Raw genomic sequence first — 16,324 nt, 5'->3', positions numbered from 1 at the left:
CCCCTAGGACTGGCGACGCTGCTTGAAGAAGCCGCGCAACATGGCCCCGCACTCCTCGGCCAGCACGCCGCCCTCGACCAGCACACGATGGTTGAGGAAGCTCTGGTCGAAGAACGCTCCGCGACTCTGGGCGACGCCCGCCTTCGGCTCCAGCGTGCCGTAGACGACCCGGGCGATACGCGCGTGCACGATCAAACCGGCGCACATGCTGCACGGCTCCAGGGTGACGTACAGGGTGCTGCCAGGCAGGCGGTAGTTGCACGCGGCTTCGGCAGCGGCACGAATGGCGACCATCTCGGCATGGGCGCTGGGGTCATGGCGCAGGATCGGGCAGTTGTAGCCCAGGCCGATGACCTCGCCATCACGCACCAGCACCGCGCCGACCGGCACCTCGCCCTGCTCGGCGCCCAGGCGCGCCTGTTCCAGGGCCAGGCGCATGAAGCGCTCGTCCTGGCTACGGTCGATGATCGCTACCTTGCTCATCGCCTCAAACCACCGCGATCGCCGCCATCAGGCCGGTTTCCATATGGTCGATGACATGACAGTGGAACATCCACACCCCCGGATTATCGGCGACCAAGGCAATGCGCGCGGTCTCGTTCTTGCCCAGCAGATAGGTGTCGGTGAAGTACGGAATGATGGCCTTGCGATTGGAGTCGAGCACCTTGAAGGCCATGCCATGCAGATGGATCGGGTGCTGGTACTGGGCCATGTTGCGCAGCACGAATATGTAGTGGCCGTCCTTCTTCAGCGTGGCGATGGGCCGGTCGGCGCAGGTCTTGTCGTTGATGTCCCAGGCCTGGCCGTTGATCTGCCAGTATTTGTAGCGCCCCGCCGCTTCGTCGGCGGGCGAGGCCAGCGCGGCGGCCCACTCGAAATTGAAGCGCAGGGTCTCGGCGCGACTCAGGTCGGGCTCTGCCACCGGGTTGTCCGGCAAGGGCGCCGGCCACTCTGCGGCCGGCTCACTGCTGGCGACCGACTTGATCGTTGCCAGGCGCAGCGGGCCATTGCGCAACGGCAATTCAGTGCCGACCTCGGGAACCTTCAAGCCCAGGTCGATGCGCATGCCTGGCCCCAGCCAGTACTCCTTGCCCAGGGGACGCGGCTGGACCGGGTGGCCGTCGAGTGCGTAGATACGCACGTCGACATCGCTGGAAGCCAGGTTCAGTCGGTAGGTCACCGTATTGTCCAGGTTCAGCAGGCGCAGACGCACCACCTGGCCGGCCGGCAATTCGAGGGTCGGAATCGACACGGAGTTGACCGTGCTCAGCCGCCCGCGCGTGCCTTCCCGCGCCGCTTCGCGCGGCACGCTGAACGCGGTGAAGGCGCCCTGCGCATCGATATGCCAGGTTTTCAGGCACAGCACCCGTTCGTGCTTGAAGCCGCTGGCTTCGCGCTCCTCGATGATCAATGGGCCGACCAGGCCACGGCCCAGTTGCTCGGCGCTGGTGGTATGCGGGTGGTACCAGTAGCTGCCGGCATCCGGAACGAGGAACTCATAGTCGAAGTATTCACCCGGCAGCACCGGCGCCTGGGAGACATAGGGCACGCCGTCCATTTCCAGCGGCAGGCGGATGCCGTGCCAGTGGATGGTGGTCTGCTCGGGCAGCTTGTTGATGAAGCGCACCCGGAGCATGTCGCCCTGGCGACAACGCAGTTCCAGGCCAGGAGCTTGGCCGCCGTAGGCCCAGGCCGGCGTGACATGGCCGGCGACCAGTTCCATATCGAGCGGCGCGGCGATCAGTTCGTAGTCATGGGTCTTGGGCGCGGCCACGCGGCCCAGCCAGTAACGTGCGCCACCAGCACCGAGGCCAACGACGCCGAGGCCGGCGATACCGGCCAGGATCTGTCTGCGGGTAAAGGACATGGTTCAGGCTCCTGCAGCGAAACCGCCGACGCTAATCAGGGTGATCCGTACACGCCTCTGGCGGACGCTGGGGTGGCGCGCACGATACACCCTGGTAGACGAAAAGGTAAGCGAACGACTCACCCGCGCCGCTGGGCGTAGGCACGGGTGGTCAACAGATAGACCGGCAAGCCGGAGACCAGCACGATCAACGCCGCATAAGGCGCCGCACCGGCGTATTCGAGGTTGCCGGTGTGCGACCAGACCTTGGTGGCCAGGGTTTCCAGGCCGGTCGGGCCGAGGATCAGGGTCGCCGTCAATTCCTTCATGCAGTCGAGGAACACCAGCACGAAGCCGGCGCCGATGGCAGGGAAGATGATTGGCAGGGTTACCTTGAGAAAGGTCGAGATCGGTGTATGACCCAGGGTGCGTGCCGCCTCTTCCAGTTGCGGCGAGGCTTTTTCCAGGGCGACGCGAATCGGCCCCTGGGCCATCGGCATGAACAACAGCGCGTAGGCCACCAGCAGCAGGATCGCGGTCTGGTAGAGCGACGGCATGTAGCCGAGGGCGAAGAACACCAGCGACAGGGCGATGACCAGCCCCGGCAAGGCATGCAACAGGTACGGCAGGCGATCCGCCAGGTTCGCCATGCGTCCGTGGTAGCGCACCACCACCAGGCACACCGGCAGCGCCAGCAGGCAACTGAGCAAGGCGCCGCCGAAGGAATAGGACAGCGACGACCACAGCGTCTGCAGGATCTCGTCCAGCGGGAAGGCTGCCGAGCTGCCTTCGACGATCCAGAAACCGAGCATGGTCAGCGGCGTACCGCAACCGATGGCCACCAGCACCACCAGCGCCAGTTGCGCCGGTACGCTCCACGCCCCCAGCCGCACCGGCGCCGCGCTACGCGCCACGCCCTGGCCGGTACGCGCATAACCGCGACCGCGCAGACGGAACTCGCCCCACAGCATGATCATGCACATCGCCAGCAGCAGCGCCGACAACATCGCCGCGTTGCTGCCGCTGAACTCCAGCTCGAACTGTTGGTAGATCGCCGTGGTGAAAGTCTGGTAGCGCATGATCGACGGCGCGCCGAACTCCACCAGCATGTGCACCGCCACCAGCAGGCTGGTGGCCATCAGCACGGGGCGCAGCAGCGGCAAGGTCACCTTCCAGAACACCTGGCGGCGGTTGTAGCCGAGCATCCGCGCGGATTCTTCCAGCGCCGGATCAAGACTGCGCAGCATCGCCACCAGCGGCAGGTAGATCAGCGGATACTTGGACAGGATCATCACCAGCACCGTACCGCCAAGGCCTTCGAACATCGGACTGATCGAGACCCAGGTGAAACCGCTGACGAACGACGGAATGGCGAACGGCAGGCACAGCAGCACGTTCCAGTGCTTGCGCCAACGCAGGTCGCTGCGCTCGACCAGCCAGGCCAGGGCCAGGCCGATGAACGCACAGCCGATGGTGACCAGCACCATCAGCTTCATGGTGTTGGCCAGCAGGCCGAACACGAACGGTCGCCAGAGCAGCGCCCAGGCCTCGTGCCAACCGGTCTGCGCCGCACGGGCGACCACGAAGAACAGCGGCAAGGCCGCCACCAGCAGCAACGCCAGTACGGGAATCTGCAGCCAGATCGGCGGCGACTTGCGCCGGTATCGGCTTACAGGTGCGGGCAATGGTGCGCTTGCGGCCTCGGTTTGCATGGTCAGTTCAGTCCGACTTCGCGCTGCAGGTCGAGGGCATCTTCGGCCAGGCCGATTTCGTCGGCGGTAATGGCCGGCGGCTTGAGCTGGTCATAGGGCTTGAGCAACGGATCGGCCTGCACCTTCGGATTGACCGGGTACTCCGCCGACTTGCTGAGAATGGCCTTCTGCCCTTCTTCGCTGATCATGAAGGCGAGGAACTGCTGGGCCTCTTTCTGGTGCTTGCTCGACTTGACCACCGCCGCGCCGGAAACGCTGGACAGCCCGCCGGCGTCGCCATCGGCGAAGTAATGCAGCTTGGATTTCAGCTCGCCCTTTTCTTTCTTCAGGGCGGTCCAGTAGTAGCTGTTGACCAGCGCCGCGCCGACTTCACCGTTCTCCACGGCCTTCATCGCGATCACGTTGTTGGTGTAGGTGCCGCCGAACGCCTTGAGTCCGGTCAGCCACTCCTCGGCGGCTTCGCGGCCATTGATACGAATGACCGCTGCTGTCTGCCCGAGGAACTCGCCGCTGCTCGGCACGAAGGCGATCTTGCCAGCCCATTCGGGCCCTGCGACGTCGAGCACATGGCTCGGCAACTCGTCCTCGCTGACCAGATCGGGGTTGTAGGCCAATACCCGCACGCGCGAGGTGATACCCAGCCACTGGCCGCTGCTGTCGGAAAACTTGGCGTCGATCTGCGACAAGGTGCTGTCATCGACCTTGGCCAGCAGGCCCTGGCTGGCCAGCTTGATCAGCGGCGGCGCTTCCTCGGTATAGATGACATCGGCCGGCGAACGCTCGCCCTCTTCGGCGATCTGGTTGGCCAGTTGGCCACCACCGCCCTTGCGAATCACGACCTTGATCCCGGTTTTCTTCTGGAAGGCATCCGCGACGGCCTTGCCGGTCGCCTCATGCTGGCCGTTGTAGAGCGTCAGGGTCACCGGGTCGTCGGCCCGTGCGGTAGCGCTGCAAAACAGAGCGAACGACAGAACACCAGCGCCGATAGCGCGCGCCAGTCCGGTTACACGATGTGCTGACATAAGCCACTTTCCTCTCGGTAAGCCAAAGATTCGCGGGAGATTATACGGGCCAACTGCACCTCATTCTCAACTGTCAGGTTTCAACCTGTGTGAGCCAGACGGGTGCAGGGGCATGGCGGAACAGCGCGGACGAGGCAGAGGACGCCCGGCGCAAAGGGCGCACAGGATACAGGAAGGAGGCGCGGCGTGCTTCCCTGTGGGCAGCCGTCAGCTCGCCGTCGATAGCGAAAAGCGCAACGCCGCGCCCTGCGACGGGTCATCGAGCAGCCTGATGTCACGGCCATGCAGGTGCAGGATGCGCTGCACGATATGCAGCCCCAACCCACCGCCACGGCGCTCGCCGCCGACCGTGAACGGACGACGGAACAGCCCCTCGCGCAACTCCATTGCGATCCCCGGACCGTCGTCGCAGACCGTCACCTGCACACCATCGCCGGCAGCCGCCAGCACGACCCGGACATGACCGCCGCCCGGCGTATGGCGCAAGGCGTTGTCCAACAGATTGCTGAGAACCCGCTCGATCATGCCCAGGTCGGCCTGCACCGCCGGCAAGCGCGGCGGGAACTCCGCCAGCAGGGCCACGCTGCTGGCCTCGGCGCGCAACTCGAACTTTTCGAATACATCCTGGACCAGGTCGACCATGGAAAACGATTCCGGCTCGATCTGCACGAAGCCGTATTCCAGTCGCGCCAGCTCGAAGAAGCTCTGCGCCAGCGCGCCAACCTTGCGGCTCTGGTCGAGGGCGATGCCCAGGTAACGCCGGCGCTCCTGGGGTTCCAATGAGGCATCCTTGAGCAGCAGGGTTTCCAGGTAGCCCTGCACGGATGCCAGCGGTGTGCGCAGGTCATGGGAGACGTTGGCGATCAGCTCGCGACGCTCCTGGTCCTGCCGCACCAGGGCCTGCCATTGCTCGCCGATGCGTCGTTGCATCTGCCGGTAGGCCGAATCCAGCACGGCAATCTCATCAGGGCCTGACTCGCTCGGCGCAGGCGCTGCCTCGGGCGGTTCCGGCGGCGCGCCCTGCATGTCGAACCGGCGTACCGAGTCCGTCAGCTTGCGCAGCGGCCGGGTGATCAGGGTGAACGCCACCAGGCCAGCGGCGAGGCACAGCAGCGCGACCATGCCGATCGACCAGAGCGCGGTCTTCAACACCGCATCGGCCGAGTCGCGCGCCGCCAGCAGGTCATGGGCCTCGCCCAGCAGCACCACATAAATGAAGCCGACCTCGCGTCCATCCACCGCCAACGGCGCGGCGCTGAATACCTTGCGCCCGTCGACACTGCGTGGATCGTCGCCGAGGATCGGCAGCATGCGGCCATCGAGAAACTGGCGGATCGGCCGCAGGTCCACCGCCTCCCGGCGCAGTCGCCCTTCCGGCGCCGCGTGCCCGGCGATATGCCCGTCGGGCTCGAGCAGATACACCTCGACGCTCGGGTTGACCATCATCAACTGGCTGAACAGATCACGGATGGCATCGGGCCTGAGACCGTTGGCGTCGGTGAGCTGCACGTCACGGCCGATGCTTTGCGCCACATCGCGGGACAGCGCCTGGACCACCTCCTGCTCGTGCATGCGGTTGGAGCGCACCTGCATCCACGCCGAGGTGCTGCTGCAGACCAGCAACAAAAGAGCGAACACCAGGGACAGGCGCTGGGTCAGGGTCAGCCTCATGCCGCACTCCCCGTCTCGACGAACTTGTAGCCCTTGCCCCAGACCGTGAGGATGCGCGCCGGCTGCGACGGATCGTCCTCGATCTTGCTGCGCAGGCGATTGATATGGGTGTTTACCGTGTGCTCGTAGCCTTCGTGCCGATAGCCCCAGACGGCATTGAGCAGGTCCATGCGTGAAAACACCTTGCCCGGCTGGCGGGCGAAGAAATACAGCAGGTCGAACTCGCGTGGCGTGAGTTCGAGGCGCGTACCGTTCAAACGCGCCTCGCGAGCCACCGGGTCCATCGCCAGGCCATCGATGAGCAGGCTGCCCGATTCCAACCGGGCGTTCTGCGCCAGGGCCTCCACCCGCCTCAGCAGCGCCTTGACCCGTGCCACCAGTTCCAGCACCGAGAACGGCTTGGCCAGGTAATCGTCGGCGCCGATTTCCAGGCCCAGGATGCGGTGCACCTCGCTGGAGCGGGCGCTGATAATGATGATCGGTGTGTAGCGGGTCATCGCCCGGGCCTGGCGGCAGATTTCCAGGCCATCCACGCCGGGCAGCATCAGGTCCAGCACCAGGGCATCCCAACCGCCGCGCTGCAGATGGGCCAGGCCTTCGTCGCCACGGGCGCAATGCACCACCTCCAGGCCTTCGTCGCGCAGGTTCAGGGCGAGCATGTCGGCGATATGGATATCGTCTTCGACAAGCAGGATGCGGCGGGGTGTGGGCATCGGCAGGTTCTCAGGAGGTGCAGGCCAGGACATTGTGCGTAATCCGCGCCATTCGAGTTATCACGAATCGTTTAACTCTGCGTGAGGACTTCGCGAGCGTTGCTTCGTAGTCTTGTCCATGTTGCCCCAAGAAGGATAAAGCCATGATCAGCCGAAGACGCCTGCTGCTCGCCACCACCGTCGCCTCTGGCGCTGTCGCCCTGGGCCTGCTGCGCACCGGTGTCGCCGAAGAACGCTTCGAGATCGAGTACACCGACAGCCAATGGCGGGCGCGCCTGACGCCCCAGCAATACGCGGTGTTGCGTCACGAAGGCACCGAACGCGCCGGCAGCAGCCCGCTCAACGACGAGCACCGCGCCGGCACCTTCGCCTGCGCCGGCTGCGACCTGCTGCTGTTCTCGTCCGAAACCAAGTTCGATAGCGGCACCGGCTGGCCGAGCTTCTGGAAACCGCTGGATAACGCGGTCGCCACGCGCCAGGACCGCAGTTTCGGCATGCTGCGCACCGAGGTGCATTGCCGGCGCTGCGGCGGCCACCAGGGCCACCTGTTCGACGATGGCCCGGCACCGACCGGCTTGCGCTATTGCATGAATGGCGTGGCGATGACGTTTATACCGGCATGAACGCTAGAGGCATACAGCCTCCATGAGGCGGCGCGGACACTTCGATATACCGTCACTCCCGCGAAGGCGGGAGTCCAGATGCGCGAGTTCTTTGGATTCCCGCCTTCGCGGGAATGACGAATATTCCAAAGTATCCCGGGTCGTTTATAGCGCCTGCCTAAACCCAGCGAGTAGGGTGGACCGGGACGCGCAGTTAACGCGAAGCTTGTCCACCGCTCTGCATGGCCAATGGTGGGCAAGCTTCGCGCTGACCACCCTACAGCTGCTTCGACCTTTGCTGCATGACGATTCATCAATATCCAAGAGACCAACCATGCTGATTTTCCTGCTCGCCTACCTGGGCGGTGTGCTGACCATCATCAGCCCGTGCATCCTGCCGGTACTGCCCTTCGTCTTCTCCAGGGCCAGCCAGCCGTTTCGTCGCAGCGGCCTGCCGCTGCTGATCGGCATGGCCTTGACCTTCACCGCCGTGGCCTCGCTCGCCGCGGTTGGCGGTGGCTGGGTGGTGGCCGCCAACCAGTACGGCCGCTGGGCGGCCCTGGTACTGATGGCGCTGTTCGCCTTGACGCTGCTCTGGCCCGGTCTTTCCCAGCGCCTGATGCAACCGCTGGTCGCCGCGGGCTCGCGTCTTTCGGAGCGCGCGCAAGGCGACGCCACACCACGCATCGGCACCTCGCTATTGCTGGGCGTCGCCACCGGTCTGCTGTGGGCGCCCTGCGCCGGACCGATCCTTGGCCTGATCCTCACCGGCGCAGCGCTGCAAGGCGCCAGCGCCACCTCCAGCCTGCTGTTGTTCGGTTATGCCGCCGGTGCGGCGACTTCGATGGCCGTTGCGCTGCTGCTCGGCGGCAAAGTGTTCGCGGCCCTCAAGCGCTCGCTCGGCCTGGGCGAATGGCTGCGCCGTGGGCTGGGTGCATTGATACTGGCCGGCGTCGCGGCCATCGCCCTGGGGCTCGATACCGGCATCCTCGCGCAACTGTCGACCGCCTCGACCACTCCTCTCGAGGAAAAACTGGTCGAACGCCTGGGCAAGCCGCAGGACGACGGCGCCATGGCCATGAGTGGCAACAACGCGATGATGATGCAAGGCCTCAGTGATAACGGCGCAATGATGTCGGCCAATCCGGCGATGGGCATGAGTCGCTCGGCGAGCGCTGCCCCTGCCCTGCCCGACGAAGGCCTGGCACCGACACTCGACGGCGCCAGCCAATGGCTCAACTCCGCTCCGCTGAACAGCCAGGACCTGCGCGGCAAGGTGGTGCTGGTCGACTTCTGGACCTACTCCTGCATCAACTGCCTGCGCGCCCTGCCCTACGTCAAAGCCTGGGCCGACAAGTACAAGGACCAGGGGCTGCAGGTGATCGGCGTGCATGCCCCGGAGTTCGCCTTCGAGCGTGACGTCGACAACGTGAACCGCGCCATGAAGGAACTGGGTATCGACTACCCGGTGGCGGTCGACAACGACTATGCGATCTGGCGCGCCTTCGGCAACCGATACTGGCCGGCCCATTACTTCATCGATGCCAATGGCAAAATTCGCCACCACCACTTCGGCGAAGGCGGCTACGGCGAATCCGAGCGGGTCATCCAGCAACTGCTGAAGGAAGCCGGCTCAGCCAAGACCGCCCAGGGGCTGGTCGAAGTCAACGGCCAAGGGGCGCAGATGGCGGCGGACATGGACTCGATAGGCTCGCCGGAAACCTACCTGGGTTACCAGCGCGGCGAGAACTTTGCCTCCAAACCTCAGGTCGCCGCCGATCAACCTACGGTCTATACAGCCCCAGAGAACTTGTCGCTTAACGCATGGGGCCTGACGGGTAAATGGCAAGTCGGCCCGGAAAGCGCCAGCCTCGTCGAAAACAGCGGGCGCATCGTCTATCGCTTCAAGGCACGTGACCTGCATCTGGTACTCAGTCCTGGCGCAGATGGCAAACCGGTGCGCTTCAAGGTCAGTATCGACGGCAAGGCACCCGGCGCTGCCCACGGCACGGACACTGCCGCAGATGGCAGCGGCACCGTTACCGAACAACGCCTTTATCAACTGATCCGCCACCCTGGCGAAGTCGGCGAACACACCTTCAGCATCGAGTTTCTCGATCCTGGCGTGGCCGCCTACGCCTTCACTTTCGGATGATCGCCATGAACGCACGCCTTGCATCGCTCAAACAGCACCGACGCACCTCGTTGCTTGGTTTGACGGCTGCCGTACTCCTGATCGGCGCCGGCACGCTCTGGCAGCCCAGCGCCTTGTCGGCGGCCGAGGAAGCCGTCGTCATCCCGGCTCCCACGCAGGATCTGCCGACAGGCGGCCAGAGCCCGCAAAAAGCGATCTTCGCCGGTGGCTGCTTCTGGGGTGTGCAGGGCGTGTTCCAGCACGTCAAGGGCGTACAACGCGCTGTCTCCGGCTACAGCGGCGGCACGGCGGGCACTGCCGATTATGAAATCGTCAGCAGCGGCAGCACCGATCATGCGGAATCGGTGGAAGTCACCTACGACCCCGGCCAGATCAGCTACGGCGACCTGCTGCAGATATTCTTCTCGGTGGCTCATGACCCAACCTTGCTCAATCGCCAGGGCCCGGATATCGGCAGGCAATACCGCTCGGCCATCTTCGCCACCAGTCCCGCGCAGTATCAGGTCGCCCACGCCTACATCGCCCAACTCGACGCCGCGCACGTATACGCCAAGCCCATCGTCACGCGCCTGGAAGACAAGCCCAGCTTCTTCCCGGCAGAGATGTACCACCAGGACTTCCTCAGCGAGAACCCGAACTACCCCTACATCGTCTACAACGACCTGCCCAAGGTAGAGAACCTCAAACGGTTGTTTCCTGAGCGTTACGTCAGCGATCCCGTTCTGGTTAAAAAATGACCGCACAAAAAAAAGCGCGAACCTTGTGGTCGCGCTTTTTTAACTTCAGGCAAATCCTGAGCACATCGTCTCTCGGACACAGATTTGCCCGAGAAGCGACGTATCGACTTACCAGTTGTAACTCACCTTGGCGGTGATTTCGCGGCCCGTGTTGTAGTAGTCCGCAGTACCACGCCCCACCACATGCTGCTCGTCGAACAGGTTGTTGACATTGACGGCCAGGTCGGTGCCCTTGGCGATCTGGTAGTTGAACGCCGCATCGAACAGCGTGGTGCCATCGCTCTTACCGGTGTTGTTACGCTCGCCGAAGTAGTAGGAGCCTACATAACGGGCTCCCAGGCCGACACTGACGTCAGTTCCCGGCACGCTGTAATAACTCCAGAGCGAGGCAGAATGCTTAGGTGCGATCGCGAGATTGTTGCCCTTGATCGATACGGCATCATAGCTCGCCCCGTTCCATACCTGCAGCGCACCACGAAGCACCTCGGTGTCCATATAGGTGTAACCACCAACCAGCGTCAGGTTCTCGGTCAGCTCAGCCTTGGCCTCCAGATCGAGGCCCCGTACACGCTGCTCGCCAATAGTCTGCGACTGAATAGTGCCATCACCTTGAATAACAGCAGTGGCAACGTCCTCCTGAGTCAACTCATAGATCGCAGCGGAGAACAGCGCATTCATCGCCATCGGCGAATACTTCGCGCCCAACTCGTACTGTATGCCACTCTGCGGGGTAGTACCGACCGCGGGTGGAGAGACGGACTCCACAACGCTGACGTAGGTAGAAACCTCGTCATTGACGATATAGGTCAGCGCGCCACGATACGATGTTTTCGAATAATTATCCGAGGTCTTGCTGTTCGCAAGATAGTCAGCCTCGGAAATTTCCATGGAGTCATGACGCATACCGACAGTGACGATAAAACGCTCGTAGAACGACAAGTTCTGCTGCAGGAACGCAGACTTGATGCTGGTCTCCTGATTCTTGTCTTGATAGATGGTGGGTGCTGAAACACCAACGTATCGCGGGTTGCTCACATCGATTGGGTCTGTCGAACCATATACGGAAACCCACTTGTTCGAGGAATCGAGATATTCCACGCCCACGATGCTGCTGCTATCGATATTTTCGAAGCGCGCGTCGTACTGCAGGATCACGTTGCCATTGAACTGCTCAGCGTCACTGTCATTCCCTAGATAGCCGCGATTAACAGTGCTTCCGACATGCCCGTTAGCATCACTGAGATAAACATAGCCGTAGCCATCGGACAGGTCGCTGTAGCGCAGGTTGCTGCTCAGCGTGAAGCCATTGTCGAAGTTATGACTGAAGCTGCCACTGATATTGGTGCGCTCAACATCATGGAAGTTGTAGCTCGGCTCGCCAAAGAACTCGTCGCGGTCGTATTCCCTGTCCATCGGGGCACCACCACTATTCGGTGTGCTCTTGGTCTTGAGGTGATCGACGACCAGGGTGGCCGAGGTAAAGGCAGTCGGCGCCCAGGTCAGGCCGCCCATGACAAAGCCGCTGTCGTCCCGTGAGTGGTCATATTCACGATCGCTATCCTGGTACTTGCCGGTAAAGCGATAGGCCAGGGTCTGATCCGCGTTCAGCGAGTCGCCAACGTCAATGCCGGTTTCCTTGTGATTGAAGGAGCCGTATGAGCCGTAGATCTGGCCAAATTTTTCGAAGCGCGGCTTCTTGGTCACGAAGTTGACAGAACCGCCTGGGTCGGCTGGGCCGAACAGTGTGGAGTTGGCGCCACGCAGCACCTCGACACGTTCGTAGGCGAATGAATCTTCACGCACGCCGCGCATCGAACCCAGGGTCAGACCGTCACGATAAGTCGTGGCATTGAAGCCACGAATCTGGAAGTAGTCATTACGATCATCGGCGCTGTAGTAGTCGGCAACGACACCCGGCGTGTATTTCAGCACCTCTTCAGTGGTACTGGCGCTGCGTTGCTCGATTTCTTTCTGGGTAATCACGGAAACCGAAGCTGGCGTATTGAGAATGTTGGTGGCTACCTTACCGCCCACCCAAAGCTCCTGCGCGACCACTGAGTTGGCATCGTCACTCGCCGCTGCATTGGAGTTAACGATGATCGGCGCGAGGCGATAGCTCTCCTCCTCACTGTTAGCGTTAGCCTCCTGGGCATTCACACCGAGGGGAACTGCCACCAGCGGGGCACAGAACATGGCTGCCGTAGCAGCCCGCTGCCAAGCAGCAGGCGCGTTGATAACCCTGGTTTTACTGTCGGTCATGCTCAAAATCCTTGATCGTTTTGACGGCTTCTGCCGTAGGCCCTGTTCAGCATTGTCGCGACCAACTCGGTAAAGGTCGTACGATCAATGGCATTCGGCAATACCTATCGCAACGATAGGCATTCCCATACATAGCCGGACTCGCGCATGAAACCCGCCAATTTTTTAACGACACAGATAGGATCGCGCCCCGCCGATGAAACACAGGCTCGCAGCGCTGAGCGCAGTTGGAAAATGCCCGTCCTAAAATAGAAAAAGCCCGCTCGGTTAAGCGGGCTTTTCGTTTTCTGCTAGCAGGCACTGTCGCTCAGTGCCAGACGCGGGATCATTCCCACTCGATGGTCGCTGGCGGCTTGCTCGACACGTCGTAGGTGACGCGGGAGATGCCTTCGATTTCATTGATTATGCGGTTGGACACCTTTTCCAGCAGCTCGTAGGGCAGATGCGCCCAGCGCGCGGTCATGAAGTCGATGGTTTCCACCGCGCGCAGGGCGACGACCCAGGCGTAGCGGCGGCCGTCGCCGACCACGCCGACCGATTTCACTGGCTGGAACACCACGAAGGCCTGGCTGGTCTTGTGGTACCAGTCGAAGGCACGCAGTTCTTCGATGAAGATGTGGTCGGCGCGACGCAGCAGGTCGGCGTATTCCTTCTTCACTTCGCCGAGGATGCGCACGCCCAGGCCCGGGCCCGGGAACGGGTGGCGGTAGACCATGTCGTACGGCAGGCCGAGTTCCAGGCCGATCTTGCGCACTTCGTCCTTGAACAGTTCACGCAGCGGCTCGACCAGCGAGAACTGCATGTCTTCCGGCAGGCCGCCGACATTGTGGTGCGACTTGATCACGTGGGCCTTGCCGGTCTTGGCGCCCGCCGACTCGATCACGTCCGGGTAGATGGTGCCCTGGGCGAGGAACTTGACGTCCTGCAGCTTGGTGGCTTGCTCATCGAACACTTCGATGAAGGTACGGCCGATGATCTTGCGCTTCTGCTCCGGGTCGCTGACGCCGGCCAGACGGCCGAGGAACAGCTCTTCGGCATCGGCACGGATCACCTTGACCCCCATGTTCTCGGCGAACATGGCCATCACCTGGTCGCCTTCCTTGTGACGCAGCAGGCCATTGTCGACGAACACGCAGGTCAGCTGCTCGCCGATGGCCTTGTGCAGCAGCGCCGCGACCACCGAGGAGTCGACACCGCCAGACAGGCCCAGCAACACCTTGGAGGTGCCGACCTGGGCACGCACGGTGGCAATGGCGTCTTCGACGATGTTGGCCGGCGTCCACAGGGCTTCACAGCCGCAGATGTCGAGGATGAAGCGCGAGAGGATGCGACCGCCCTGCTTGGTGTGGGTCACTTCCGGGTGGAACTGCACGCCGTAGTAGCCACGGGCATCGTCGGCCATGCCGGCGATCGGGCAGCTCGGGGTGCTGGCCAGGACGTGGAAGCCCTCGGGGATCTCGGTGACCTTGTCGCCGTGGCTCATCCATACGTCGAGGCCGAGGACGCCGTCGGTGTCGACATGGTCTTCGATGCCGTCGAGCAGGCGTGCCTTGCCGACCACATCGACACGGGCGTAGCCGAACTCACGCAGGTCGGAGCCCTGGACCTTGCCGCCCAGTTGCTCGGCCATGGTCTGCATGCCGTAGCAGATGCCGAACAGCGGCACGTTCAAGTCGAACACGGCCTGAGGCGCGCGCGGGCTGTTCGCCTCGTGCACCGACTCCGGGCCACCGGCGAGGATGATGCCGCGCGGCGCGAAGGTACGAATGGCTTCGTCTTCGATGTCGAACGGGCGGATTTCGCAATACACGCCGATCTCACGCACGCGGCGGGCAATCAGTTGGGTGTACTGGGAACCGAAATCCAGGATCAGGATGCGGTGGGCGTGGATATCTGGATGGGCCATGGCCGTCTCTCTAGCGAAAGTCTCAAATAACACGGGGCTGATTGGCAGCCCCGTGTACAGAAGAAGTTAAAAATGGATTTGCCACGTCGCGAGCGCAGTGCCAGCAAGGCGGAGACAAGCGAGAAAGCGGAGTTTGCTGAAGCAAATGAGCATTTCGGGTTTGTCTCCAACGCCGCTGGCGCAAGCGCAGCAGCGGCACATCCATTTTTTAGCCGACGCGGTAGTTCGGCGCTTCCTTGGTGATCTGCACGTCATGCACGTGCGACTCGGCCATGCCGGCGCCGGTGATGCGCACGAACTCCGGCTTGGTGCGCATGTCCTCGACGGTGGCGCAGCCGGTGTAGCCCATGGAAGCACGCAGGCCGCCCATCAACTGGTGGACGATGGCGCTCATCGCACCTTTGTAGGGAACGCGGCCTTCGATGCCTTCCGGCACCAGCTTCTCGGCACCGGCCGAGGAGTCCTGGAAGTAACGGTCGCTGGAGCCCTGGGCCTGGGCCATCGCACCCAGCGAGCCCATGCCACGGTAGGCCTTGTAGGAGCGGCCCTGGAACAGTTCGACTTCGCCCGGCGCCTCTTCGGTGCCGGCCAGCATGGAGCCGATCATGACGGCGGATGCGCCGGCGACGATGGCCTTGGACAGGTCGCCGGAGAAGCGGATGCCGCCGTCGGCGATCAGCGGCACGCCAGTGCCAGCCAGTGCCGCGGCGACGTTGGCCACGGCGGAGATTTGCGGTACGCCGACACCGGCGACGATGCGGGTGGTGCAGATCGAGCCCGGGCCGATACCGACCTTGACGCCGTCAGCGCCGGCTTCGGCCAGGGCCTTGGCGGCTGCGCCGGTGGCGATGTTGCCGCCGATCACCTGGACGTCCGGGAAGTTCTGCTTGACCCAGCGCACGCGGTCGATCACGCCCTTGGAGTGGCCGTGGGCGGTGTCGACGATGATCACGTCGACACCGGCGTTGACCAGCGCAGCCACGCGGTCACCCGTGTCGGCGCCGGTGCCGACCGCCGCGCCGACGCGCAGACGGCCCTGGTCGTCCTTGCTCGCCAGCGGATAGGCCTTGGCTTTCTCGATGTCCTTCACGGTCATCATGCCCTTGAGCGCGAAGGCATCGTCGACGATCAGCACTTTCTCGATGCGGTGCTTGTGCAGCAGCTCGCGTACGGCTTCCTTGGTCGCGCCTTCCTTGACCGTGACCAGGCGCTCTTTCGGCGTCATCACGTCGCGTACGCGGGCGTCCAGGCGGTTCTCGAAACGCACGTCACGGGAGGTGACGATGCCGACCAGGTCGCCGTTGCTCAGCACCGGCACGCCGGAGATGTTGTGCTGGCGGGTCAGGTCGAACAGGTCGCGTACAGTGGCGTCGGCCTCGATGGTGATCGGGTCCTTGACCACACCCGCCTCGAACTTCTTGACCTTGCGCACTTCAGCAGCCTGCTGGTCGATGGTCATGTTCTTGTGGATGATGCCGATGCCGCCTTCCTGGGCCATGGCAATCGCCAGGCGCGCTTCGGTGACGGTATCCATGGCAGCCGACAGCAGCGGGATATTCAGCGAGATGCCGCGGGTAAGTTGGGTCTTGAGGCTGACGTCTTTCGGCAGGACTTCGGAATAACCCGGAATCAGGAGGACGTCGTCGAAAGTCAGGGCTTCTTGGCTGATACGCAGCATGGCGGGGCTCCCGGGCGGGAAAA

General features: G+C 63.2%; 12 protein-coding genes. 3 read left to right on the top strand and 9 right to left on the bottom strand.

What is annotated here, in order from left to right; translation table 11 throughout:
* Window positions 1-3 precede the first annotated feature (3 nt).
* From tadA to ACSZPK_RS21550, 6 genes are all read right to left on the bottom strand, one after another.
* Complete coding sequence (gene tadA, locus ACSZPK_RS21575) at window positions 4-483, bottom strand: tRNA adenosine(34) deaminase TadA (protein WP_437883598.1); 480 nt, start codon at window positions 481-483, stop codon at window positions 4-6.
* A 4-nt stretch (window positions 484-487) separates the two neighbouring features.
* Window positions 488-1,867: a multicopper oxidase family protein gene (locus tag ACSZPK_RS21570; RefSeq protein WP_437883597.1), complete on the bottom strand. Its 1,380-nt coding sequence runs from the start codon at window positions 1,865-1,867 to the stop codon at window positions 488-490.
* Window positions 1,868-1,986: 119 nt separating this feature from the next.
* Window positions 1,987-3,558, bottom strand: coding sequence for an ABC transporter permease (locus tag ACSZPK_RS21565; protein WP_437883596.1), 1,572 nt, complete (start codon window positions 3,556-3,558; stop codon window positions 1,987-1,989).
* A 2-nt stretch (window positions 3,559-3,560) separates the two neighbouring features.
* Window positions 3,561-4,580: an extracellular solute-binding protein gene (locus ACSZPK_RS21560; protein ID WP_437883595.1), complete on the bottom strand. Its 1,020-nt coding sequence runs from the start codon at window positions 4,578-4,580 to the stop codon at window positions 3,561-3,563.
* A 207-nt stretch (window positions 4,581-4,787) separates the two neighbouring features.
* Window positions 4,788-6,251 (bottom strand): sensor histidine kinase, encoded by a 1,464-nt coding sequence (locus ACSZPK_RS21555; RefSeq protein WP_437883594.1) that lies wholly within the window; start codon window positions 6,249-6,251, stop codon window positions 4,788-4,790.
* Window positions 6,248-6,964 (bottom strand): winged helix-turn-helix domain-containing protein, encoded by a 717-nt coding sequence (locus ACSZPK_RS21550; RefSeq protein ID WP_437883593.1) that lies wholly within the window; start codon window positions 6,962-6,964, stop codon window positions 6,248-6,250. The genes ACSZPK_RS21555 and ACSZPK_RS21550 overlap by 4 nt, the downstream gene beginning before the upstream one ends.
* Window positions 6,965-7,107: 143 nt before the next feature.
* On the opposite strand from ACSZPK_RS21550, the gene msrB reads away from it, so the two are divergent.
* The 3 genes from msrB (at window position 7,108) to msrA (ending at window position 10,458) form a co-directional block, all read left to right on the top strand.
* Window positions 7,108-7,587 (top strand): peptide-methionine (R)-S-oxide reductase MsrB, encoded by a 480-nt coding sequence (msrB, locus tag ACSZPK_RS21545; protein ID WP_437883592.1) that lies wholly within the window; start codon window positions 7,108-7,110, stop codon window positions 7,585-7,587.
* Between the two features lie 313 nt (window positions 7,588-7,900).
* Window positions 7,901-9,721, top strand: coding sequence for a cytochrome c biogenesis protein DipZ (locus tag ACSZPK_RS21540; RefSeq protein ID WP_437883591.1), 1,821 nt, complete (start codon window positions 7,901-7,903; stop codon window positions 9,719-9,721).
* Window positions 9,722-9,726: 5 nt separating this feature from the next.
* Window positions 9,727-10,458 carry a peptide-methionine (S)-S-oxide reductase MsrA gene (gene msrA / locus ACSZPK_RS21535; protein WP_437883590.1) on the top strand — a complete coding sequence of 244 codons (732 nt, stop codon included), beginning with the start codon at window positions 9,727-9,729 and terminating at the stop codon, window positions 10,456-10,458.
* A gap of 108 nt (window positions 10,459-10,566) precedes the next feature.
* On the opposite strand, the gene ACSZPK_RS21530 is transcribed toward msrA, so the two are convergent.
* The 3 genes from ACSZPK_RS21530 to guaB form a co-directional block, all read right to left on the bottom strand.
* Window positions 10,567-12,717: a TonB-dependent siderophore receptor gene (locus tag ACSZPK_RS21530; RefSeq protein ID WP_437883589.1), complete on the bottom strand. Its 2,151-nt coding sequence runs from the start codon at window positions 12,715-12,717 to the stop codon at window positions 10,567-10,569.
* A gap of 325 nt (window positions 12,718-13,042) precedes the next feature.
* Window positions 13,043-14,623, bottom strand: coding sequence for a glutamine-hydrolyzing GMP synthase (guaA, locus tag ACSZPK_RS21525; RefSeq protein ID WP_437883588.1), 1,581 nt, complete (start codon window positions 14,621-14,623; stop codon window positions 13,043-13,045).
* Window positions 14,624-14,831: 208 nt separating this feature from the next.
* Entirely contained in the window at window positions 14,832-16,301 is a 1,470-nt protein-coding gene (guaB, locus tag ACSZPK_RS21520) for an IMP dehydrogenase (protein ID WP_437883587.1), read from the bottom strand.
* Window positions 16,302-16,324 lie beyond the last annotated feature (23 nt).

It is taken from the genome of Pseudomonas sp. LRF_L74 (genome assembly GCF_965644255.1).
Lineage (GTDB): Bacteria > Pseudomonadota > Gammaproteobacteria > Pseudomonadales > Pseudomonadaceae > Aquipseudomonas.
The sequence above is the reverse complement of the archived record's forward strand: the minus strand, read 5'-3'. Positions and strand labels throughout refer to the sequence as shown.